The sequence below is a fragment of the Clostridium sp. FP2 genome (assembly GCF_011065955.2).
Lineage (GTDB): Bacteria > Bacillota > Clostridia > Clostridiales > Clostridiaceae > Clostridium_AD > Clostridium_AD tagluense.
In genome coordinates, this window is the sequence record NZ_JAAMNI020000001.1 from 4,424,217 (window position 1) to 4,447,381 (window position 23,165).

Annotated in this window: 20 protein-coding genes and 1 riboswitch; of the genes, 1 reads left to right on the top strand and 19 read right to left on the bottom strand. The window is 31.1% G+C overall.

What is annotated here, in order from left to right; translation table 11 throughout:
- Window positions 1-3 precede the first annotated feature (3 nt).
- The 15 genes from grdC to G9F71_RS21030 all read right to left on the bottom strand — a co-directional run bounded on the left by grdC (window position 4) and on the right by G9F71_RS21030 (window position 17,556).
- The gene (gene grdC, locus G9F71_RS20960; RefSeq protein WP_164948594.1) at window positions 4-1,542 is read right to left on the bottom strand and encodes a glycine/sarcosine/betaine reductase complex component C subunit beta; all 1,539 of its coding nucleotides are present in this window, start codon (window positions 1,540-1,542) and stop codon (window positions 4-6) included.
- Between the two features lie 233 nt (window positions 1,543-1,775).
- On the bottom strand, window positions 1,776-3,083 hold the full coding sequence (grdB, locus tag G9F71_RS20965; protein ID WP_164948595.1) for a glycine reductase complex selenoprotein B: 1,308 nt from the start codon (window positions 3,081-3,083) through the stop codon (window positions 1,776-1,778).
- 139 nt (window positions 3,084-3,222) lie between these two features.
- Window positions 3,223-3,699, bottom strand: coding sequence for a glycine/sarcosine/betaine reductase complex selenoprotein A (gene grdA / locus G9F71_RS20970; RefSeq protein WP_124999657.1), 477 nt, complete (start codon window positions 3,697-3,699; stop codon window positions 3,223-3,225).
- Between the two features lie 70 nt (window positions 3,700-3,769).
- Window positions 3,770-5,056 carry a glycine/sarcosine/betaine reductase component B subunit gene (locus tag G9F71_RS20975; RefSeq protein WP_164948596.1) on the bottom strand — a complete coding sequence of 429 codons (1,287 nt, stop codon included), beginning with the start codon at window positions 5,054-5,056 and terminating at the stop codon, window positions 3,770-3,772.
- Window positions 5,057-5,132: 76 nt separating this feature from the next.
- Window positions 5,133-5,462: a thioredoxin family protein gene (locus G9F71_RS20980; RefSeq protein ID WP_124999661.1), complete on the bottom strand. Its 330-nt coding sequence runs from the start codon at window positions 5,460-5,462 to the stop codon at window positions 5,133-5,135.
- Between the two features lie 97 nt (window positions 5,463-5,559).
- Window positions 5,560-6,486, bottom strand: coding sequence for a thioredoxin-disulfide reductase (trxB, locus tag G9F71_RS20985; protein WP_164948597.1), 927 nt, complete (start codon window positions 6,484-6,486; stop codon window positions 5,560-5,562).
- A 28-nt stretch (window positions 6,487-6,514) separates the two neighbouring features.
- Complete coding sequence (locus tag G9F71_RS20990; protein ID WP_124999666.1) at window positions 6,515-6,892, bottom strand: GrdX family protein; 378 nt, start codon at window positions 6,890-6,892, stop codon at window positions 6,515-6,517.
- Window positions 6,893-7,002: 110 nt separating this feature from the next.
- Window positions 7,003-7,072: riboswitch (glycine riboswitch) on the bottom strand.
- A 524-nt stretch (window positions 7,073-7,596) separates the two neighbouring features.
- A complete protein-coding gene (locus G9F71_RS20995) occupies window positions 7,597-8,064 on the bottom strand; it encodes a tRNA (cytidine(34)-2'-O)-methyltransferase (protein ID WP_164948598.1) in 468 nt (155 codons plus the stop codon).
- 132 nt (window positions 8,065-8,196) lie between these two features.
- Window positions 8,197-9,786, bottom strand: a complete 1,590-nt coding sequence (locus G9F71_RS21000) for a MutS-related protein (RefSeq protein WP_164948700.1) — start codon at window positions 9,784-9,786, stop codon at window positions 8,197-8,199.
- Between the two features lie 151 nt (window positions 9,787-9,937).
- Window positions 9,938-10,360: a VOC family protein gene (locus G9F71_RS21005; protein WP_164948599.1), complete on the bottom strand. Its 423-nt coding sequence runs from the start codon at window positions 10,358-10,360 to the stop codon at window positions 9,938-9,940.
- Window positions 10,361-10,533: 173 nt separating this feature from the next.
- Window positions 10,534-11,361, bottom strand: coding sequence for a Cof-type HAD-IIB family hydrolase (locus tag G9F71_RS21010; protein WP_164948600.1), 828 nt, complete (start codon window positions 11,359-11,361; stop codon window positions 10,534-10,536).
- A gap of 67 nt (window positions 11,362-11,428) precedes the next feature.
- The gene (locus G9F71_RS21015) at window positions 11,429-13,783 is read right to left on the bottom strand and encodes a transglutaminase-like domain-containing protein (protein ID WP_164948601.1); all 2,355 of its coding nucleotides are present in this window, start codon (window positions 13,781-13,783) and stop codon (window positions 11,429-11,431) included.
- Entirely contained in the window at window positions 13,780-14,832 is a 1,053-nt protein-coding gene (locus tag G9F71_RS21020) for a DUF58 domain-containing protein (protein ID WP_164948602.1), read from the bottom strand. The genes G9F71_RS21015 and G9F71_RS21020 overlap by 4 nt, the downstream gene beginning before the upstream one ends.
- Before the next feature lie 133 nt (window positions 14,833-14,965).
- Window positions 14,966-15,907, bottom strand: a complete 942-nt coding sequence (locus G9F71_RS21025; protein ID WP_164948603.1) for an AAA family ATPase — start codon at window positions 15,905-15,907, stop codon at window positions 14,966-14,968.
- 299 nt (window positions 15,908-16,206) lie between these two features.
- The gene (locus G9F71_RS21030) at window positions 16,207-17,556 is read right to left on the bottom strand and encodes a VanW family protein (RefSeq protein WP_164948604.1); all 1,350 of its coding nucleotides are present in this window, start codon (window positions 17,554-17,556) and stop codon (window positions 16,207-16,209) included.
- Window positions 17,557-17,720: 164 nt separating this feature from the next.
- On the opposite strand from G9F71_RS21030, the gene G9F71_RS21035 reads away from it, so the two are divergent.
- Window positions 17,721-18,761, top strand: coding sequence for a M42 family metallopeptidase (locus G9F71_RS21035; protein WP_164948605.1), 1,041 nt, complete (start codon window positions 17,721-17,723; stop codon window positions 18,759-18,761).
- A gap of 56 nt (window positions 18,762-18,817) precedes the next feature.
- Here G9F71_RS21035 and G9F71_RS21040 read toward each other — a convergent pair whose 3' ends face one another.
- From G9F71_RS21040 to G9F71_RS21055, 4 genes are all read right to left on the bottom strand, one after another.
- A complete protein-coding gene (locus G9F71_RS21040; RefSeq protein ID WP_164948606.1) occupies window positions 18,818-20,221 on the bottom strand; it encodes a TolB family protein in 1,404 nt (467 codons plus the stop codon).
- Window positions 20,214-20,720 carry an RNA polymerase sigma factor gene (locus G9F71_RS21045; protein ID WP_125006000.1) on the bottom strand — a complete coding sequence of 169 codons (507 nt, stop codon included), beginning with the start codon at window positions 20,718-20,720 and terminating at the stop codon, window positions 20,214-20,216. Before G9F71_RS21045 ends, G9F71_RS21040 begins: the two co-directional genes overlap by 8 nt.
- Window positions 20,721-20,993: 273 nt before the next feature.
- Complete coding sequence (gene sleB, locus G9F71_RS21050; RefSeq protein WP_164948701.1) at window positions 20,994-21,665, bottom strand: spore cortex-lytic enzyme; 672 nt, start codon at window positions 21,663-21,665, stop codon at window positions 20,994-20,996.
- 198 nt (window positions 21,666-21,863) lie between these two features.
- The gene (locus tag G9F71_RS21055) at window positions 21,864-23,126 is read right to left on the bottom strand and encodes a magnesium transporter (RefSeq protein ID WP_164948607.1); all 1,263 of its coding nucleotides are present in this window, start codon (window positions 23,124-23,126) and stop codon (window positions 21,864-21,866) included.
- Between the last annotated feature and the right edge of the window lie 39 nt (window positions 23,127-23,165).

Consider the following 23,165-nt stretch of genomic DNA (forward strand, 5'->3'; position numbering starts at 1 on the left):
TATTTATTCATTCTTATTTATTAAATATTCAGCAAAATTTTTCATAGCGTCTCCAACCATAGCTTTAACTTCTTCTTTGCTAATTCCTGATTGCTGCTCTACTTTTCCTGGATTTTTCTCAACTAAAATTGAAATTCCATCAAATAAGTTAGTCATTCTTCCGAGGAATAAACTTCCCTTACCAATTACCATAAAGTTTTTCAAAACTCCCGATTTTATATGTTCTATTCCATGTCCAACAATAGGCGCTCCTGATGGTATATGCCCTTGTGTTGGCGCATATCCTTGGTATCCATGTTGTTTTATAAAGCTCGGTAATTCTTTTCTATCCAATTGTCCCTTTTTAACTGCAAGAGCTCCAATCATTTTATAATTTTGTGTAGGTACATCTCCAGCTCCTGCAGGCTCAGTTATATCTGGAGTTTGCATTTCTGGTGCATATTTATCCACATCTGTGATTTTCATTCCAGCAGCAGTTAATGGATCAAGTACTAATGCTTCAAGTACAGCTTGAGGTGCTGCTCCATGTCCTATAGTATGTTTTCCTATTATATCAGTTCTTAAAATCGGGCTAACTCCATCATTTTCTGATACAAGAATAGCAAAGCCACCTAAACAATCTTCAAGTATAGATAAACCCTTTTTAACATGATCTTTACCATTCATACCAAGTTTTGCAGTAGCTCCTCCAGCAACAACAAGTACGTTTTTAAATATACCTGATTTAACTAAAGAAGCAGCATTTACTAGAGCATGAGTTGGAGCAGCACAAAATCCTCTTATATCTGAACCTGTTGCGCCAACAAGCCCTACTACTTCGCCTATAGATTTAGCTAAGTTTCCGCCACCTCTTTGGTTCATATCACCTACAGCCTCTTCAGAGCATTCTAATATATACCCAATTTCTTCTATTGGTATATCTAAGTTACTAACTAAGTGAAGTCCAGCCAAAATCCCTGATGCTTTAACAGCTATGTTTTCTAGCATATAATGAGCTGCAAGGTTTGGATCAAATTCATGAGCTCGTCTTACGCAACCCACTAAGTCTGTTCCATTATATAGACCCTCTGCACCGCTATCGCAAACAAGGCTTCTGATTTTTTCTATTTCCTCGCCAACTATTTTTTCTACTTTACTGGCTATTAGTGGGTGCTTTAATAGTTTTTCTTTTACACTTTCTGCAAAAGAATTTTCTAATAATACAAGATCAAATACATCTGAAATTTTCATTAAACCATAGAATTCATCCTGTGGCATAATTTCACCAAATTTACCAAATCTATTTGCATTCTCAAGGTTTTTGCCGTACCAAGGTCTTGGCATTTCGGCTAACTGCTCTGGAGTTATGTTTCCTATATATGTTTGGTTTGGGGCATATGCCACAACCTCTTCAAATCCTCTTAAATGACTTTTCATATCTCTTAAATATTCGGAATCTGGATTTGTTTCTCTCTCTAATGTTTGTGTAGTTCCATTGTGAATTACCATATCTGGAGTATTGACTAAAATATAAGATGCTTTTTTTATAACTGGGAAATTCATAATCACTCATCCTCCTTATTTGCTTTTTCAAGTACAAACCTTAATTTAATATATGTACATTAATTTTATTTTTAAAGTTTTAATGCACAATCCACAATATAAACTTTGCTAAGTAAAATATATAAATTAAGCTAAATTGTACATTGTGCATTGTGCATTGTACACTGTACAATGTGCAATGGATAAATAATTAGGGAACTTTAAAGTCCCCTAATTTATTTATTAATTAAAAATTAGTCTTCAAATACTTTTTGGCCTTCTACAGGAGTCTGTAGCGCCACTAATGCTTTTTCCACTAATTTTCTTCTTAATTTAAACTCATCTTCCTTGCTTAATGCAGGGTTTCCAAGTGGGTGAGGAATAGCAATTGTAGGTATAATTCTATTAGCACCAACAGTTACTGAAACTGGAGTAATAGTACACATATGAACTACTGGGAGTCCAGCTCTTTCTATTTCTTTAACTAACGTTGCACCGCAACGTGTACAAGTTCCTCATGTTGAAGTTAATATAACTGCATCTACACCGTCCGCAATTAATTCTTTAGCAGTATCTTCACCAAATTTCTTAGATGATGCAACTGCTGTACCATTACCTACTGTTGAATAGAAATATCTGTGTAATGATCCTATTTTGCCTTCTTTTTCTAATTGTCTTAATACATCTACTGGAATAACTCTATCTGGATCTTCATTAGCATATACTGGATCGTGTCCACCATGTGCTGTTTCATGAGTTTCAGATGTCAAGTCCATTATTCCTTCTATGTCATATTTGCATATTTTAGAAGCACTTGAAGATTCTATATGATCAGGATTTCCTTTTGGAACAATACCACCAGAGGTAACTATTGCTATTTTAGCTTTAGTTATATCAAGTATAGGAGCATTTGGTTCAACTCTATCAAAAGTAGGCATTTTGAATTCTGTTACAAATTCTTCTCCCTTTAACTTCTTAACAAGCATATCAACCGCTCTTTTAGAACCTCTCTCACTGGCGAAATAATTCTTTCTTATACCTCTTTCGATATAATTATCTTCAGTAGGCATTCCTACGTCTTCACCTTTAGCGAGTTTTAATGCTAAAGCTGCCATCTTAGGTAATGCATCTCTCATACCAACTGCACTATTTCTAGTTGAAACTATGTACAATTGTTTTTTATACATATCAGCACCTGGATTTTCTACATACATTCCAGTCATTACTGGTATATTTAATTGCTCTTTCACAGCTGTTGCCACAGCTCCGCAAGCAATACCATATCTTCCTGCATTAAAAGCAGGACCTGCTATAAATAAATCAGGATTGTATTTTTTCACCATCTCGATTATTTCAGCTTGAGCTTCTTCTATGTTTTCAGCAAAATATGAGTCACCACAGATTATAGTAGCAACTATTTCTGCGCCACCTTTAGTTAACAAGCCATTTAGTCCCATACCCGGTCCTACAAAGCCTTCTCTAACCTCTGGTTTAATATTTGCTTTTTCTTCTCCGCCTATTCCAGCGTAAAATTGATTTATATAATGTACGATTTTTAACAAGTATTTCTCCCCCTTTCTAACGGGAATTGACAATTTTATTTTAACTATATTGATATAAGTTAACTTACAATTGGCAATCTTATGGTATTTATACTAGTGTATTTATACTAGAGTATTTCATCTAATTTAAGTTTATAATTTAAACAGTATATTTTGAAAATTCTTCTCTAATTGGTTTTACTTCTCCAATTATTTCATCTACTTCTAAAACCATTTCCATCATTCCACATTGTTCTTCATAAACTGCCTCATCACATTGATCTTTAATTTCTGGTTCAACTATGTGATATACTGCAAGGCCTAGTGCAATTCCAGCCAATGGTCCAGCGTATGTTGGATCTCCTGCTGCTACTGTTTCTGCTGAAAGTCCTGATGCTTCAGCTTCAGCTCCTCCAATAATTACTACCATATTTTCAGCGCCAAACTTTTCAGTAAGGTCTTTTACTCTTTGTTGGATCTCCAGATCCATAGCTCCTGCGGCTGTTCAGACAAAGCATTCTGTTGATGCAAATACTACTTCAGCTCCAGCAGATTTAACGCAAGCTTCTATTGCTGGTCCTGGTATTCCGTCTCTATCGCCAATAGCGATAACTTTTTTCCCTTTTAACATTTTCATCTTCCTTTCTTGTTTATATTTATTTTCTAGTAACTATAATTTAACGCTATATCTATATAATTAAATAATTTTAGTATCCTCTAGCTGTTAAATTATTAAATCCAACTTCACTAGTTGCACCAGTTATAACTTGAATTTCAGCAAAGATAGAACCATCTGCTCCTAAACTTCCCATGTGTCCACCAGCTATTATATCAGCAGCTTCCATATGTCCAATAATTTTTTTCATTGGAGGAAGTGTAATTACTTCATTAGCATTTCCACCAGTTACAACTGCATCACCATGTGGTGTTGAGTCAGCTAGGGATTGAGAACTTCCATCTTGGCCAGCATATTCATCAGTTAAAAGTACAGTTTTAACTCCTTTTGCAGTTATCTTATTACAATTCATAACAAGGTCAGCATCTGGGTTACCAAAACCTTCTTCTGAAATTATAGCAGCATCTGCTCCTATGAATTCAACTAATTTTGCAACCATATTTGATGATCTTTCTTTATCTGCTAAATATACATTTTCATTTGTTATTATACATCCCATAAAGTTAATATCCTTGCCATGTCTCTCATATAAATCTTCTATTATTGGATGATTCATATGCACGTAACTTGGGTTTTTGTCACAAGCCGAAACACAGTTACCACTTACTATTGCTCCATCAAATATTTCTGTTGGATAGATAAAAGTAGGTATTATCTTTTTAGCATCTACTCCATAAACATAAGTATCATGTAATAAACCTTGTGTTTGAAGCATGTATACATATACTACTTTTGGCAGTTCAGGGTATAATTTAATTTGCTGGAGTAGTGGCAATGTTTCAAATGTTTTTATTTCATCTGGTTCAATTTTCTTACCAGCTTCTCCAAGATAAACAGCAGCTTTAAAACCTACCATTCTTACAGCTTCTTCATGATCATGTTGCAGTATTCCCTCTTTTGGCTCACAAGTAATTACTAAGTTGTTTGTTTTTGAGAAAGGTGTATATTTAGCTCCTTCTCCGCACATATCAACTATTCCTTCTTGGAATCCAACGATTTTACCAGTTGTTATAACAGCTGCTCCTTTAAGAACGTGAGTTCTTCCTGAACCTACTGTGTCGACTTTACTAATAAACCCTGGGAATATTCCACCACCACCACTAACTTTAACTCTTGGTTCTATTACGTCTTTTACTGGAATTATTCTAACTTCTTCGCCTGGTCTTGCTATGTCGAATTTAATCGTTTCCAGTCTTTCGTCTCCTGAAACCTCTTTTAATAATTCATCTTGATTAACATAAAGAACTCCACCCTCAACCTTTGTTTCTGGTCCAAACTGAATATCTTTAATAAATATGTTTCCTATTTCTAGACGCAAAACAATCACCTCCTATGATATTAAGTATATATATCTAATAGCTTATAGCTTTTTTACTATAAGCTTTAGTACCAAATTATAATGTATTATAATAATCTTTTATAAAGTTTTCTACATCATCTAATGAAGAAATTTTATCTGGTGTTATTGTAGCTACTTTTTCTCCACCCTTATATAAAATCATTGTTGGAAGTCCTAAAACTCTTTGAGCTATAGCTGTTCTTCTTGCTCCACCAATGTTTAAAGAAGCGAATTTAATTTTATCTGAAAATTTTTCTTCTAGAGCATGAACTCCTGGCATAAGTTCTATGCAGATTTCACATTTATCTCCCCAAAAATCTACAAATACTGGTTTTTCAGATTGTAATACTTCTGCTTCAAAATTTTCTTTGTTTAATTCTACCATTACTAATGACCTCCTAAAATTTTAATTGTAATTGTTTCATATATATATTTAAAAGAATTATGCCTTTTATTTAAAAGGATAATACCCTTTATATAAGCTAATTAAATTTATCTTCAATGTAATGTTCAGCATGAGTCGCTGCTATTGCACCATCTGCCGCTGCTGTAATTACTTGTCTTAATAATTTTTCTCTTATGTCTCCTGCTGCATATACTCCTGGTATATTAGTTCTCATCTCTTCATCAGTAATAACGTCGCCTCGCTCCGTCATATTAATCATACCTTTAAACAATTCTGAAATTGGAAGATATCCTACAAATACAAAACATCCATCTACTTTTAAATCACTGAGTTCTCCAGTTTTAACATTTTTCAAAACTAAACCTTCTAAAATTTCTTCGCCCTTAGCTTCCTGTACTACTGTATCCCAAATAAACTTAATTTTTGGGTTTTTAAAAGCTTTTTCTTGAAGTGACTTAGCACCACGAAGTTCATCTCTTCTGTGTATTACTGTAACACTTTCACCAAATTTAGCTAAGTATATAGCTTCAGATAAAGCTGAATCTCCGCCTCCTAGCACTGCAATATCTAAATCTGTAAAAAAGTCAGCATCGCAAGTTGCACAATAAGAAACACCTTTTCCTCTTAGTTCAATTTCATTTTTAAATCCACCAAGTCTTGGGTATGCTCCTGTAGCAATTATAATTGTTTTGGCTTTATAAGTTTCTTTCTTGCACTTGATTACTTTAATATCTCCTTCAAGTTCAACTTCAACGACTTCTTCTTTAACAAATTGTGTTCCAAATTCTTCTGCTTGCTGTTTCATTCTTTTACTTAATGTTGTCCCTGTACATTCTTCAATGGAACCTGGGTAATTATCTAATTCATCTGTTGTAGTCGCTTGTCCACCAAATTTCGCTCTTTCTATTATTAAAGTATCCATTCTTGATCTTGATGCATAAAGTCCAGCAGATAATCCCGCAGGACCTCCACCAATAATTATAGTATCATAAATATGTTCCATAGCTATATCCTCCTTATTTTTCATATGTCTAATTTATTGCATGATCTATTAAATCAAAATCTATAAGTTGAAAATCCAACAATATCTTTTCATTCCACTGAGGCGTTTTAAAATCTTTTAAGAACTTCTCTGTGGTCATGATGCTCTCTTCTATTATAGATAACGATTGCAAGTCAACTCCACTTAATTTTTCTTTTGATATACAAATAGTTCTATAAGGCGTTTCATTCGGCTTTATACTGCTCATTAAAGGATGAGTTAATAATTTATGACCCACATGGATATTATCCCTAACTTTTTTCAAAATATCCATCATGGTTCCTTCAATAAATACTACCTTATATTTAATCTCAAATTTTTCTTTTGACATTGGATTATTTGTTACAATAATTAATGGTTCTATCAATTAATCCCCTCCTCATAGTTCTCTAGGAGAAAACAACTGTTAATTGTTATCCCACCTACATAACACATATTTTAGCACAACAAAAAAGACAGATATAAAAGCCCCTTGTGCCCTTATACTCTGTCTTTTAACCTGAGAGGTTTACTCCGTCGGTGCTATTCGCTTTCCAGAGGTATGTCCATTTTCGGTACCTTTTGCCTGAGAGATTCATGTTGCATAGGCTGCAATACTTACTCCTTCGGCTATCTTAAAAGGGTTAGTTTTTTTACATTAAAAAAATCTATCCCATGATAATTTAAGATCATCTCCCTAAAACATCATCCATTTCAATATTAAATTATTTCTGTAAATCTATCACATATTTACAGTATACACTACTTTTTTCACATTAACCATAATGTTTCGAATATTAACTATTTTAATTATCTATAGTTGTGATTTATATATCAAATAGTTTGTTATTTTTTTATCATTTGCAAAGCAGATTAAATATCTTTGTGAAACCGATTAAATAATACTATAATTTCATTTAATTAAATATATATATACATTTTTTAGTCTCATAACTCTTTATTGTTATAGTTTTAACCTTATCCATTTTATCCCTCTCTGCTTCCCTATGGGATGATATAACAATTATTAATTACTAAATACTCTAGCATATAAAAAATAACTAGTATATGTACTAGTTATTTTAGGATTCCTTATTTCATCTCTGGAAACCCGACTTGCCTAAGAGCTTCATATGTTGTAATAGCAACAGTATTAGAAAGATTGAGAGACCTAGTAGTGGTATTTATCATAGGTACTCGTATACACCTTTCAGGGTCACTATCACGAACACTATCTGGAAGTCCTGATGACTCACGCCCAAATATTATAAAATCACCTTTTTTATATTCTACTTCTGAATATAATTTTGAAGCCTTTGTTGTAGAATAGTAGAAGGTTGCATCTTTATACTTTTCCCTAAGTGCCTCATATGAATCATGTATCTCAAGGTCTAGAAACGGCCAGTAATCTAACCCGGCCCTTCTCAATTGTTTTTCCTCCAAACTAAATCCTAATGGTTTTATAAGATGAAGTTTGCAGTCAGTAAGCACGCAAGTTCTTCCAATATTCCCAGTATTCTGTGGTATTTCCGGTTGAAATAAAACTATATTTAAATTCATAAATTACTCCTCCTTGCACTTCTAAGCAGTACAACATTATTATTAATAATTTTGCTCCAATGATATAATTATATACTGTCATATTACTTTAGTAAAGAAGTAGGCGACCATTATCCGCCCGTGTTTACTAAACTATAATAGTTTTTCAATTATCTCAGCTCTTTTATATGCCCTATCTGTTATTTCTTTTGGATAAGACATGTATTCTAAAAGTTTAATGGCATTTCTTGTTTGAGAAATTCCTTTTTTAATCTTATAATCAAAGCTTAAGCCCTTACCCGTATCAACAGTTTCACTAAAATAGTAAAACTCATAATTTTCTTTTAAAATATCCGAGAGTTCTCTATCATGTGTAGCTACAATTGAAATACTTTTTCCACGGTTTATATATGTTAATATTTCCGCTGACATAGAAATTCTCTCTATGGGATTTGTGCCCCTAAATATCTCATCTATAGGGCAAAATACCGGCATATCCTTTTCTAGTGCTTTAATTATTCTATGAATTGATTCTACCTCTGCCATAAAGAAACTTTTCCCCTTTGTTAAATCGTCACTGGGGCTAATTGATGAAACTATATTGAAAAAAGGAGCCTGGTACTCTTTAGCTAAAACAAAATAAAAGCTTTGAGCCAAAATCATATTTACTCCAAGCATTCTTAAAAAAGTAGACTTACCAGCCATATTTGTACCTGTAAGCACAATACCTCCTTTTTTTATATTAATTGAATTCCCAACAGCATTTTCTATAAGGGGATGTATTCCTTCCACTATATTTAAAGTAATTTCTTTTATAAAGACAGGTTTTACATACTGCTCCATTAAATCATGTTTATAACCAGAAATAGAAATTAGTGCTTCTAATTCTCCGACTATATAGTAAAGGTCCATTAAAACTTCTTTTTCTTCTTTTATTTTGTCAGATATAGAATAATACGCACTTTCTTCTAAGAGAAAGAGCACCGAAAGAGGTTCAAATAATCCTGCCCACATATTTATAAATCCTATTAATCTTGTTCCCCTGTCTATCCCCTTTATGGATTTAAGTATTCCTGATATTTTATCCCTATAATAAACAATATCACTATTTTTTATACTTACAATTTTTTTAGCTGCTACAATATTTTTCCTTAAATAGAATATTCCATTAGTCTTAATAGCCTTTACTTCTCTAGTGTTAATATTAATATTAATATAGCTTAGTACAAACAGTACTATCATAAATTTCACATTTACAAGTATTGCGAGCAATATTAACGTTAATGGAACTATTTTACCTAGAAAAGTATAGATATAATATTTAGCCTTACTTATTGTAAGATCATTTTCTATCATATCTAAAAAACCATTTTTAAAATCGTTATTTAAGTTAAAGAAAATGCACTGAAGACTCTCCCTTAATTCACTATTTTCTTTAAATAATTGAATTAATCTCCCTCTTTCTTTTAACTTATCTTCCGACCTTAGTGGGTTTCTTAGCATTGAATATAGTGCTGCCTCTCCCGAACTGCTATATGCCCTATCCAATTTTTCATATATCTTATTCATATCCAAATCAGACCATGTTTGGTTATCTAAGGTGTAATCATTTTTTTTACTCATATCAAAGAATTTTCTAATCTTCTCAAAACTTCTTGCCTTGTCCATATCTTTGTTATAATCATTTCTTATTAATCCTAAAACTCTTTTATTTAGGTATTCCTTTAAAGTATTTAAAAACATTTTTCCTATAGTCAAGTTAATTCCCCCCCTGTAGCATTTCTATACATTTACTATTCCAATTGTACCATAGTATAGAGTTTTCTCAAAAAAAATCGCCCCATTATTTACTTAATAATGGGACTTAATGTTACTATTCAGCCTCTATGCATTGTTACTTAATTCGGTTCAAAATTGGATGATTTTCTTTCAATTCTAGCAAATCCCATAGGTTTCCATACAAATCTTTAAATACCGCAACCATTCCATAGGATTGCTCTTTGGGCTCTCTCACAAATTCTATTCCCACTGAGATCATTTCATTATAGTCTCTCCAAAAATCATCAGTATTTAAAAACAGAAAAACTCTACCGCCTGACTGATTGCCTATAAATGGATTTTGCTCAGCTTTAGAAGCTCTAGCAAGCAATATTGTGGTACCGACTGATCCAGGTGGCGCTATTACTACCCATCGTTTATCTTGTTCTGGCTGATAAGTATCTTCAACTAATGTAAACTTAAGCTTTTTAGTATAAAACTCTATTGCCTCATCATAATCTTTCACAACTAGAGCTATGTGAACTATTGATTGAATCATTTTTCCAACTCCTCTTAATTTTCGATTTTCTTATTCTTCAAAACTCAAGTATTTTTTCTTGGATTATGCTAACAAAAGTATATATTGCGCAGAATGCATTAGAATTACTTGGCGAAGTGAAAGCATTCCAGCAATATATACTTTTAGTTAAAGCATAATCCAAGAAAAAACTGTTATAGCTCTAACACAAATTTCTCAATAACCTTTGCTACCCCATCACAATTATTACTATCAGTAATATACTGTGACGCTTTTTTTACAGCATCATTTCCATTTTCCATAGCAACTCCAAGTCCCGCAAATTTAATCATAGACAAATCATTTTCACTATCCCCTATGCAAATAATCTGCTTACTATTTATTCCATAATAATCTCCTAAAATCTTAACCGCATTCCCCTTTGATACTCCTCTATTCATAACTTCAAGATTATCAAAGCGAGAACTTACCACTTCAAAATCTTCCATGCCTTTTAGTTGATTTTTTGCATTCTGTAATTTTTCTAAATCCTCATCTACTGCTATACCCTTAAAAATTTCACTCTCATATTTCTCAAATATCTCATCCCAATCCTCAACAAGGACTATTTCAACCTGCTTATCCTTAGGTAAGGTTTTATTAACTTCCTTATAAAAAGATGAAGAGTGTATTAATTTCTCTGTAAAAACTATATTGCTGGTATAATAGTGTGGATATAGTCCGTACTGTCTAAAAACTGACAAAAGTTTCTTGCATTTTTCTACTCCTAGAGTTGACTTATAAACCACCTCATTTCTGTCTTTCTCCCTAATATAAGCCCCATTTGAAGCTATCACTGGAGACTTAACTCCCAAAAGTTCCGAGAAAAATTCTGCTGAAGTGAAAATTCTTCCTGTACACACCGCAATTCTTACACCTTTTTCACTTGCCAATTTTATAGCTCGAAGGTTCTTCTCACTAATAATTTTTTCATCATTTAATAATGTACCATCCATATCGATGCATATTAATTTATAATCCATATTTTTACCTTCCTTCTTATGTATTTTGTTCAATCTATCTTAAGTTATAGAAAATATACTAGGTTTATTATTTAAACATACCTAAGTACTTATTCAATAAATACTGGAACCTTCCTTCATATTTTTTTAAATATATCTCCAAAAATTCATAGTATTCAACATTATTCAGTGTCACCTCTGAATGTTTGCTATAGTTCTCCTCATATGCCCCGTTAACTAAAATTTTCATTTTTTCTTTAAGCCCCAAATTCGTTATCTCACTTACAAACTCTAAGTCACCTTGATATTCAGGTTTAACTATTCCTACTTCCTCTATTCTATAAATATAATAATTATATAGCGGTGCAATTTTTTTAGATTTTAATAGCTTACTGCGCCTTTTTAAAACTTTAATAATTCTCATTAAAATAAATAATATAATTGAAGTTAATATATTCATTGCCTTAATCTGTGAATCTGATAATACCCCTACCTTGCTTTCGGAAGCTTCTTCTCCAAGGCCTGTATCATCTATAATATTTTGAGGTTTATGAATGGTATTTACACCATTACCTCCACTATTATAAGTATTTTTTTGTTCTTTTTCGAGCTCCTTTAATTTTCTTTTCATATCTTCTGAGGCAGTAGGAGATGCATCCACTATTGTCCACATATTTGAATATTCCAAGGTTCCAAGTAACACTTCACACCAAGCATGGGCGTCAGAATTAGAAACATTATACAATCCATCAGCATCTTTTTTATCAGGCGTTTTAAATCCCTCTACATATCTTGCAGGAACTCCAGCCATTCTAGACATAACAGTCATTGCTGTATTAAAATAAGTACAGTACCCCTTTTTTTCCACGAACAAAAAATAATCAATAAATTCGCTATTTTCAGGCACCACTGAAACCTGTAAATCATAAACATATTTTTTTGTTAAATACTTCTTAATTTCCAATACCTTTTCTATGCTAGTATTAGAATCTTTTGTAATATCCTTAACTAAATCGTATGTCCTTTGAGAAATATTTTTGGGCACCTGCAGATACTCAACATAGTTTTTTGCTACTTTAAAATCCTCACTGTTTCTAAATGAAAATTTTTCTTCTATAAGTGTATTTTTATTACTCAGTATATTAACATTCTTAAGTTTAGGCTGTAACAAATAATCCATAGGCACTTCATTGGTTTCAATATTATTCTTAATCTCAGAGACTTTATTTCTACAATCTCTTACATCTTCAATAGTATCAATGACCTCACTATATTTATAGAAATCTACATTATATGGTTTTGTAACTGTGCCTTCACTTAAAACTGTAGGCGATTTATCATAAAACAGTATTTTCTCAGCAGCACCTACATTAAATGCATAGTTAGGTACAAATATTGTATTAGTTTTAAATTTTTTACCTGGATATATAATTAGTGAATTTTTCATATCTATTGATTTTTTTCCATAATTTAAAAATTCCATATTTTTACTGTCAATTTTCTTATAATAAATTTCATTAGATTTGGTCCACTTATTCCCATCATAAAAATCAAGAGCATTCCCCTTTAAATAATAAGGCTTATCACTTTTTACCTTAAATACATCTTGATAATTTAAAGAAATAGGTCCCCCTAATCTTTTATCATTACTGCTGTAACCAGAGCTTGACAACTTATATCTATCTTTATTTGCCGTAGAAGTCTGGGATTCAACAGATGCAAATTTATTCTCAAAATAATTACCCAAATGAGTAAATTCATGACCTTTATACTCCTGTGGTAACATAATAGATACTTTCGAAATTACTAATGATATTATAAGGGCATAGATTAAAATCGGAACAAATTTTAAAGATACCTTTACACCCTCATCCTTATACTTCTGAATCCTTTTAATGTAGTCCATAATAATAAAACTAAATAAGGAAATAAAAATATATATAAATAAATAATCTTTGACTGTAGCATAGCTAGCAGAAAACCATAATGCAATAACTGCAGCAAGAGTTACTGTTAGTATAAATTTCTTCATAAATCTAAAAGTTACCCATAAAATTAAAGCCGTAGTCAATGGAATTATTAAGATAAATATAATTTTATATTGATAAAAGTAAGTAGTAGCCTGCTCATATATAAGATCATTTAGATTAATAATATTTTTAAAAAGATATTGGTTTACTATACCATTAACAAATTTAACTTTTTTAAAATAATAGGCACCACCTATAATAAATATAAACAATGTAAATAATACCTTATACCTCCTTTTTTTAAGCAGGTAGTCATAAAACCAATAAATAAAAAAGCCCATTAACAGTAGCAAACTTGTAAATCCATAATTGAAATTCTCAATATATATACCTTTTTCTAGAAGTCTTAAAATAAAGTTAAAGTTTACATATATCAGAACTATGTATATTAGTTTTTCCTTTATCCATTTCATCGCTTCACCTTCTCTATGACTTGCTTGAAATTAATGCAATCTATTCCAACATTTTTAAGAAGTTCAATATTTTTAAGAAAATTCGCATTTTTCAAATTATTAAAAACATTTCCATGGTAGAATACATTAACTCTATATCCCATCTCTTTTAAATTCATAAGCACATCTCGCAAACTATCATCAACAGCTATGCTTACAATTCCTATCCAATTTCCTTTAGGTATATGTCGCAAATTTGATTTTATAAAGCTAGTAAATTCTAAAGTTCCATCACTTTTAGATTTTAAAAAGTATTCCATTAGTCCTAGAAAAGCTTCCTTAGAGTCTACCTCTATATTTTTTTGTTCTTTTGCATTTATAAATAACTTAGTTCTTATTCTATTATTCACCATATATTTTGCCAGTGATACTGAGAAATCTACCATATCTTCCTCAATAATTTCAAATAAATCACTACCCAAATTGTCAATATGCATATTCATAAGCAAGTTACATTCTTTGCCTGAAATTGAATCAAAATTCTTCACATACAATTCTCCATGCTTTGCACTTAATTTCCAATGTACTTTTTTAAGATTATCTCCTGTATTATACTTTCTTATGTCTTTAATTAGTGTAAAATCATCAATTCCACTCTTACTATTAATACGATTTTCATAACAATCTCGCCCACTTAAACTTATATTACTTAGATCATATACCTTAGGATACACCTTAATATAAAGTTCCTTGTGAATATTTTTAACTGATTTTAAAATACAAAATAAATCACTAGCTTCGAGAGATATATCTCCAAAATCATAAATTCCTCTTTTCGTAAAAAGTATTTTATTTTTAATCCATACACACTTGTCCCCACCTAGAAAAATCAAGTCCCCTCGATATCCTTCTATTAGTGAGCGTAACATTATGCTTTGTACGTAAACATAAGGAGTAGGTATTATCCCTAAATTTTCAGCTATTATCGTAAAATCGGCAACATCTCCCACATTGTAAACTTTACTGTCATATCTCAATTTGGCATTCAAACTCTTTTTAGCTATATACATATAAATTACTCCTAAAATTATGCTAAATGTGAATACATAAAATATTGCATATGGTAGGTTGCCTCCCGATACAAAAGCAAAAATAAAAGCCGCTATACTCAAAAATACTATTTTTTTATTCACCCGTATCATACTACTTAACCTTAGGAACTTGAATAGTTTTTAAAATATCTGAAATTACCTGCTGCGTACTATAATTATTAGCTCTGGCAGATGAGGTCAAGGTTATTCTATGACTTAAGACCATCATTACATTTCCCCTTATATCCTCAGGTATAATGTAATCTCTTCCATTTATAAGTGCAGTTGCTTGTGCAAGTCTTTGTAGTGCTAATGATGCTCTTATGCTTCCTCCTAAAAGTATAAAACTATTATTCCGAGTAGCATTAACTATTCTAACTATATATTCATTTAACTCTTTTTCCACATGAATATCTCTAACCTTTTTCTGTAAATATATAATATCATCCTCTGTGGCTACAGCTTCTAATTCTTCAATAGGATTATTTTGCCTATATAACTCTAATATATCTACTTCAGCATCTGAGTTAGGGTACCCTATACTTACCTTAATCATAAATCTATCTAGTTGTGCCTCGGGCAATGAAAAAGTGCCTTCATACTCTATAGGATTTTCTGTGGCTAAAACCAGAAAGGGCTCTTTTAGCTTATATGTAATTCCACCTTCCGAAATTTGTTTTTCTTCCATTGCCTCAAGTAGCGCAGACTGTGTTTTAGGTGATGTTCTATTTATTTCATCTGCCAGTACTATATTAGAAAAAATAGGTCCTTTTTTATATTCAAACTCCATAGTTTTTTGGTTATATATAGACACTCCAATAATATCCGAAGGCAAAAGATCCGGCGTAAATTGAATTCTACTATAGGATAAACTTAGTGACTTTGCTAATGCTTTTATAAGCGTGGTCTTTCCTACCCCCGGAATATCTTCAATTAAAATATGACCATTAGCTAATATTCCTTTTAATATATTGTATACTTCAAGTCTCTTACCCAAAATAACTTTTTCTATATTATCTGCAATCTTATGGACTAACTCTACTTCATTTGTCATACTATATCCCCCTTACCCTGCTTTGAGTTATAAAAAAATTAATCTAATATTCTTTATATAATATTCTTTATATAATATCATGTTATTCATTATTTATCCATTAATTCAATTATTAAACTTAGATTTTATTCTATAATTTGTAGAATATAATCATAATTTTTAGAATTACTTAGTGACGTAAAAGCATTCCAGGAATATATACTTTTAGTTATATCATAATATAAGAAAAAACATAACATTAATTAAACGTTATGTTTTCTTATATATATCTATTATTTTGGTACTACCGGAGCTATTGTTTACTTTTTCTTAGTACCAACTTTTATAACGCCATTGATAACGTTAAATGTATCCTTATTTATTACCTGCGTATCAACTAACTTACCATTTTCATAAGTTTTTCTAGACACTTTAACCTTAAATCCATTATACCCTGTTTTAACAATTTCACTTTCACCTTCATACTTAGTTGCATCTTGTATTGTTTCTGTTTTGGGTTGAGTAACTTCCAATATTTCACTCACAATTTCATAAGTTCTGTTAGTTAATGTAGAATTAGAATAAACATTGAAATAAATATTTCTGTTTGATACAACCCCTTCAATATATATGGGATACTTATAGGTATTCTTAAACTTATAATCAAGATTACCATAATCTACCGTGGCATCCTGTCCTTTTGGGATATACCCGGAAGAAATTGTATGATGAGTTCTTTCTACAGAAACAAGTTCAGTACCCAGTATTGCATTATACAAAGTAGATGAAACCTGACATATTCCTCCACCTAATCCTTGCTCTATTTTATCTCCAATAATTACACCCGCGCTTTGATAGCCTCTCCCCGCAGTTCTTTCTCCTACCGTCCCATTAAAGCTAAACACATCTCCTGGCATTAATAGAGTCCCATTAATACTTTCAGTGGATAGTCCTATATTAGTTGCTCTGCCTTCTGCTGAGCTTTCATAATTCGTAGTATAAGTGGATATTCTTGTATTTATTGACTTTAATGCAGCTTCTGAAATTTTAGGTTTTACCTCCGTTACTGGGGCCACTATGCTTATAACATCTGCTGAAAGAACACCATTGATTTTGCTTTTAATGTCTTTTTTTAATATATCCGCTTGTAACTGCCTTCCAGAAGCATCATTAGTAACATTAAATACACCACTACTAACCATAGTTATGGTTGAATTTACAGCCTTTTTATTTGTATTTTTAGCTATTTCCGTAAGCATTTGATCAACAATCTTATCATTATAATTAAAGGTTAGCTTTATTTGTTTCAAAACAGGATCTTTTATAGCTTTATATTTTTGAAACATATTCATGCCTCTTCCATAGCTATATGCCTCTTCTATTGCTTCATTAATATTATACTTAGCATCAAGCATTGAGTAGTCTAAAGTATATTTTTTCTCCTTAGTTACTATATCTATTTTTTTCTTAATCACCTGACTTGAATACTTGTCCATCATTATTTTTTGAGCTTCTTTCTTAGTTTTACCTGTTAAATCTTCATTTTCTATTTTAACTGTAGGTAAAATCAAAGAATCCCAATGTTTTACTCCAACATAAGAATAGCTAGTAAATATAATCGTGCCTAACAAAATTAAAATTCCTACTATTATAATTGCTTTTTTCTTCATATAAATTCTCCTTTTCCACTCGTAAATATTATACTACAAACAAATTAATATTCCTATATGCTTATATTTTTTTATACCCGTTTTTTTATTATTTTTAGTTTGAATTTAACATATTTTATGGTAAAATTATCCCTATACTAATTTCTTCACTAAGGAGTGGTAATATGAATTATAATGAGGATAAAATTAAATACTATTTAAAGAACATTCTATCAATATCTAGTCCTTCCGGTTATACTGAAAAAATCATGGATTATATAAAAGAAGAACTTGTAAATTTAAACGTACCACACTTCGAAACTAATAAAGGCGCAGTTGTGGCTACCATAAAAGGAAAAAATGAGGATTACCAAAGAACACTATCTGCTCATGTAGATACACTTGGTGCAATGGTTAAAAAAATTAATCCTAGTGGTTCCCTTGCACTAGATCCTATTGGCGGATTCATGATGAATTCGATAGAAGGTGAAAATTGCACCATTGAAACTATCCATGGTAAAACCTTCACAGGAACTATTCAAAGCACAAAACCTTCAGTACATATTAGTGGTAGTGAAGCTCGCGAGCTTAAAAGAACCCCAGAAAATATGGAAGTAATTCTTGATGAAAAAATTTCTTCAAAAAAAGAAGTTGAAGAACTAGGTATCAGTGTTGGTGATTTTATTTGTTTTAGTGCGAGAACATGCTTTACTGAAAAGGGTTTCGTAAAATCCAGACACCTAGATGACAAAGCTTCAGTGGCAATTCTACTTTATGCTATAAAACACATAGTAGAAAATAAAATTGAACTTCCGTATACAACTAATATATTTATTAGCAATTATGAAGAAGTCGGACATGGAGCTTCTGCTTCAATGCCAGAAAAAACTAAAGAGTTTGTATCTGTAGATATGGGTTGCCCAGGTCTTGATCAAAATTCTTCTGAATATAGTGTTTGCATTTGTGCTAAAGACTCATCAGGCCCTTATGATTTAAGCATGCGAAAAAAATTAACAGATATATGTGAAAAAGAAAGCATAGATTATAAAATAGATGTTTACCCACATTATGGCTCTGATGCATCAGCAGCTCTAAGAGCTGGTTATGACATAAAGACAGCTTTAATTGGGGCTGGAATTTTCGCCTCACATGGTTATGAAAGAACTCATATGGATTCTATATTATGTACTTTAGATCTAATAATTAAATACTGCTCAGAGGAATAAAAAATATAAAATTGGTAGTAGAAATTTTTCTACTACCAATTTTATATTTTAATCACTTATTTATCTAATGTAAACTTAATGAATTCAAACATTTGCGCATCATTGTTTTTTCTAATAACATATACTTCTTTATTATTAGAAGACCAAATACTCTCATAGTAGCTATATTTACTGGCTACTTTAAGATCACTAGTAACACTTCCAGTTCTTACAGCATCTGCCCAAGATTGAATGCTATCACCATTAATATTCACCATATTATTTGTTAAACTATGGGTGTCTTCAGTCACTAAGTCAAAAATCCATAAGCTAGAAAATGTTTTTTGAATATAAACATCTTTTTTACCAGTATTAGCATCATAATTCTGAATTTCTTTATCTTCCTTTACATAACTGATTGTGTTACCATTCTCAGAAAAAGCAGGATATTTACCATTATCCACAAATCTTTTATTATTTGTTGCTAAACTTAGAATGAATATTTTGCCTTCCGTTTCATAAACTAATTTTTTACCATCTTTTGATATCATAGGGTTTTTTCCATCTACAAGTTTGCTGGATCCTTGCCCATTTTTGTCACATAAATATATGGCTCCATTTTTTTCACCAATATCGCCATTTTCTAGGGTTATCTTTTCTGATTTATAATAAATTATTCCGCCATCTGGTGTAAAATTGGGCTTTTCAAATATTTGAATCTTCTGATCATAAGCTATTAACTTTTTCTCTTTTGAAGACTCTATATCCTTTACATATATACCGCCATCTTTAACACTAACTAGACTCTTCTCACCTAAGGAATACCTTGAATCGTAGAATTTCAAACTTGAAGCTACTTGTTCTTTATTCTCAGTTTTGGGTACATTTACTGGACCACCAATCTCTACTGAAACACTAGTATTTTTATTGACTTTAACTAAGCCTTTATTTATACTAGCATCACTCTCTTCACTCTCTTCAGCCTTTGCCAAGGCTTGGTTTCTATTAAGTACATCACTATTTTTTTTACTATACTTTTCTAAAAGATTATAAGCAGTATCCCCTTCATTCCCTTTTGTTATGCTTGGTAGCTTGTTCCCATTATTGATGATTGCTACTGCATCTTTAGGCTGTAGGAAATTTGTTTTTTGATTTTTATTACCTGCTGAGTTTTTTTCACTACTTATTGGCATAATAAAATCAGATTTTTCTTCGCTATTTGCAAATATATTTTTACTTGGAATATCTATAACCTTAAATATTGTTCCACTTACAAATACGCAAATTACAAAACCTGAAGCAATTTTAAAATATTTGTTTTGTTTAAAGCTATTTTTACGTTTAGGTAGTTCTGTAATATTGTTGTATTTATCTCCAAACATTATTCTATTTTTTAAATCATATTTAAATTCCTCATCAATAACAATCTTTGCTGCATCCTTACATAATAATTTTTCTACATGAAATTCATTGCTAACCAATTACATCACCTCCTAAACTATGTTCATAATTTTTCTTAATTTTCTTTATAGCCCTTGAAATAATTGACTTAACAGTATTTTCCGCTACATTTACTGTTTCTGCAATCTCTCTAAATTTAAGACCACCATAAAATCTTAAATAAAGCATTTTTTTTGTTTCTTCTGGTAATCCATCAATTATTTTTTTCACGCCATTAAACTCATCTTTGATAACAATATCTTCATATCCAAAATCTTCATCCCCTCTATCTAAAAAACTTTCTATAGGGATGACTTTACTGTTTTTTCTATAAAAATCTATGATAGTATTATGAGCTATACGAAAAATCCAATTTTTACTTGCTTCTACATCAGTAATTTTATCTTCATTTTCAAATATTTTAGTAAATACTGTAGCAATTATATCTTCTGCGTTCCATTTATTTTTTACAGAAACAAAAATATATCTGTATACGCAATCATAGTACATATCATAAAGCTGTTCGAACTTGCTTTGCATTAAGAAGTACCCCCATTAAATTTGTTAATTTTAATACAACTAGTTATTAAAAAAACATATCGATTAATATACGTGGCTATTGATATTTAGTTGCATATTTTACAAGTTTTTATGTAAAATATTTAGAAATATATAGAAATATTATAACATAATTTGAATAATACTATTGTTATTTACAAAATAAAATTTTATATTTTAAATATCAGAAATAAAATCCATAATAAATATAAAATTTTGTAATTTTATATTTATTATGGATTTTACTTCTATTAACTAACTACAAAATCTATGTTTACCAATTATTTTTATAAGTGGACGTGACCAAATCCACTTATTAGTACTTGTTGCAGGATTAAAATAAAATACTGCTCCCCCAGATGGATCCCATCCATTTATTGCATCCCTTGCAGCCCTTATAGAGCTTTCTTCAATTTTTGCATTTATTTGTCCGTCTACTATAGCTGTGAATGCCCCTGGTTGATAAATCACTCCTGCTATGGTAGATGGAAATCTTGCATCTCTTGTTCTGTTTAAAATTGTTGCCCCAACCGCCACTTGCCCTTCATAAGGTTCACCTCTAGCCTCACCATTTATAAGTCTAGCCATTAAATCCACATCCTTATTGTTTGTTACATTTTGGCCGGAAGCTGTTTCGCTAGAAACTTCTTTACTAGGATTTATGCCCATGGCTGCGAGTGTTTGGCTTCCCGCTATTCCATCTCCTTTAAGTCCATTGCTTATTTGAAATGACTTAACAGAAAGATATGTATTATAGCCATATATTCCATCAACACTATCATTATGGTATCCCCATTGCTTTAGTTTAGTTTGAATTTGTTTAACTTGCTCCCCACGCGCACCATATTTATAAACCTGTGCCATAACTTTCATACTAGAAATATTAAAATAAGCTTCACTTGCAAAATATGCAATTAAAATAGTCATAATCACCGCGCTGCATCTTTTGAGTAAGTGTTTATTAATCTTCAAAATATTCCTCCTTAGATTGGAGCACATGAAAACAACTATCAAGTCAGTATGCTATTTATTTTCATGTACCTAATATATAGTCTTTATCAACAACATTAGTTTGTGCTAAATCCCAAAAAAAATACACTGTACTAATTAAAGCACAGTGTATTTTTATATAATTTTTTTAAGTTTTCTTTTCCATCTAGGAGACAATAGTTCTTCAATTATATCATTCATAATTACTATTCCACATAACTTCTCATCTAAATCCACTACAGGCAGCGAAATTAAATCATATTTCAACGCCACTTCAATAGCATCCTCAATATCTTGACAATCTTTTATTTTAATAACTTTATCATCCATAATGTCTTTCAATTTTTGAACTGGAGCTGAAAGGACTAAATTCCTGAGTGAAATAAAACCTTGAAGTTTTTCATCTTCATCTACAATATAAATATAATGTATTACTTCATCTTCTGGCTTAAGTTCCCTTAAAATTTCTATAGTTTCACTGGCTGTAATATTTACATTAAAAGATATGAAATCTTTATTCATTATGCTCCCCACAACTTCATCTGGGTACTCCATAAGATTTCTAATTTCTTCTTCATCTTCTTTATTAAAATTCAAAAGAATTTTTTCTGCGTCAACTTCCTTCATTTCATCTAAAATATCAGCAATTTCATCATTGGGCATTTCATCTAAAATCTCTTGCGCCCGTAAGTTATTTATAGTACTTAAAATATCTGCTTGAATCTCTGGTTGTAGTGCCTCTAGGGTATCTGCAGCTAAATCTTTATCTAAGCTTTCAAAAATTTTGTTTCGTGCCTCAGTATCTAGCCCCTCTAAAATGTCCGCAAGGTCTGCCGGGTGGAGCTTAGTTAATTTCCCGTAGGGCTCCGTTAGTTTTAGGCTATCGGCTACCATTTCTAAAGATTGAACACTTTCCCAGGTTATACTATTCTCTCTAGGCTTTTTACCCAATATATCATATAAAAATCTAATTATTCCATCTAATTTGTATTTTCTCGTAGCGGCAATAATACCCGATTCTACGGCTACAACTCTTATTTCTCCACCAATCTTATTCATGGTTAGATCATTAACTTTAACCACTTTCTTGCCGTTAACATCAACTATTTGTTTGTTCAATAAATGTTTAGATAAAAGGTAAGAGAACTTTCTAGGAATTATATCTTTAACTCCCCTTACTCGTAGCACTAGTCCTTTATCCTCTTTACATATATCAATATTTCTAAATTCATAATTAAAAATTTCTCTTCCTTTTTTGATTTTATATCCTATAACTCTTGGATATCCCTGCTCAGTAGTAACATAAATATCAAAGAGCCTACCAATATTATCCTCAAGTTCATCATACACATTTTGATTTAGTACTTTACTTAAAAAAAATTCAGAAATTTTTTCCATGAATATTCCTCCTCTTTTGCAGAGAAATATTAAAACACA

What these genes read in the sequence shown, in the direction of transcription:
- trxB (WP_164948597.1), bottom strand. Translation starts at nt 6,486, where the DNA reads ATGGAACATATTTATGATACTATAATTATTGGTGGAGGTCCTGCGGGA.
- sleB (WP_164948701.1), bottom strand. Translation starts at nt 21,665, where the DNA reads ATGACTATTTTAATTGCATATTTTGCAAGTGAAGCTTATTTTAATATT.
- G9F71_RS21005 (WP_164948599.1), bottom strand. Translation starts at nt 10,360, where the DNA reads ATGATTCAATCAATAGTTCACATAGCTCTAGTTGTGAAAGATTATGAT.
- grdC (WP_164948594.1), bottom strand. Translation starts at nt 1,542, where the DNA reads ATGAATTTCCCAGTTATAAAAAAAGCATCTTATATTTTAGTCAATACT.
- G9F71_RS21010 (WP_164948600.1), bottom strand. Translation starts at nt 11,361, where the DNA reads ATGGATTATAAATTAATATGCATCGATATGGATGGTACATTATTAAAT.
- G9F71_RS21045 (WP_125006000.1), bottom strand. Translation starts at nt 20,720, where the DNA reads ATGCAAAGCAAGTTCGAACAGCTTTATGATATGTACTATGATTGCGTA.
- G9F71_RS20995 (WP_164948598.1), bottom strand. Translation starts at nt 8,064, where the DNA reads ATGAATTTAAATATAGTTTTATTTCAACCGGAAATACCACAGAATACT.
- G9F71_RS21020 (WP_164948602.1), bottom strand. Translation starts at nt 14,832, where the DNA reads ATGTATATAGCTAAAAAGAGTTTGAATGCCAAATTGAGATATGACAGT.
- G9F71_RS21015 (WP_164948601.1), bottom strand. Translation starts at nt 13,783, where the DNA reads ATGAAATGGATAAAGGAAAAACTAATATACATAGTTCTGATATATGTA.
- G9F71_RS21000 (WP_164948700.1), bottom strand. Translation starts at nt 9,786, where the DNA reads ATGTTTTTAAATACTTTAAAGGAATACCTAAATAAAAGAGTTTTAGGA.
- G9F71_RS21030 (WP_164948604.1), bottom strand. Translation starts at nt 17,556, where the DNA reads ATGAAGAAAAAAGCAATTATAATAGTAGGAATTTTAATTTTGTTAGGC.
- G9F71_RS21025 (WP_164948603.1), bottom strand. Translation starts at nt 15,907, where the DNA reads ATGACAAATGAAGTAGAGTTAGTCCATAAGATTGCAGATAATATAGAA.
- G9F71_RS21055 (WP_164948607.1), bottom strand. Translation starts at nt 23,126, where the DNA reads ATGGAAAAAATTTCTGAATTTTTTTTAAGTAAAGTACTAAATCAAAAT.
- G9F71_RS20980 (WP_124999661.1), bottom strand. Translation starts at nt 5,462, where the DNA reads ATGGTAGAATTAAACAAAGAAAATTTTGAAGCAGAAGTATTACAATCT.
- G9F71_RS21035 (WP_164948605.1), top strand. Translation starts at nt 17,721, where the DNA reads ATGAATTATAATGAGGATAAAATTAAATACTATTTAAAGAACATTCTA.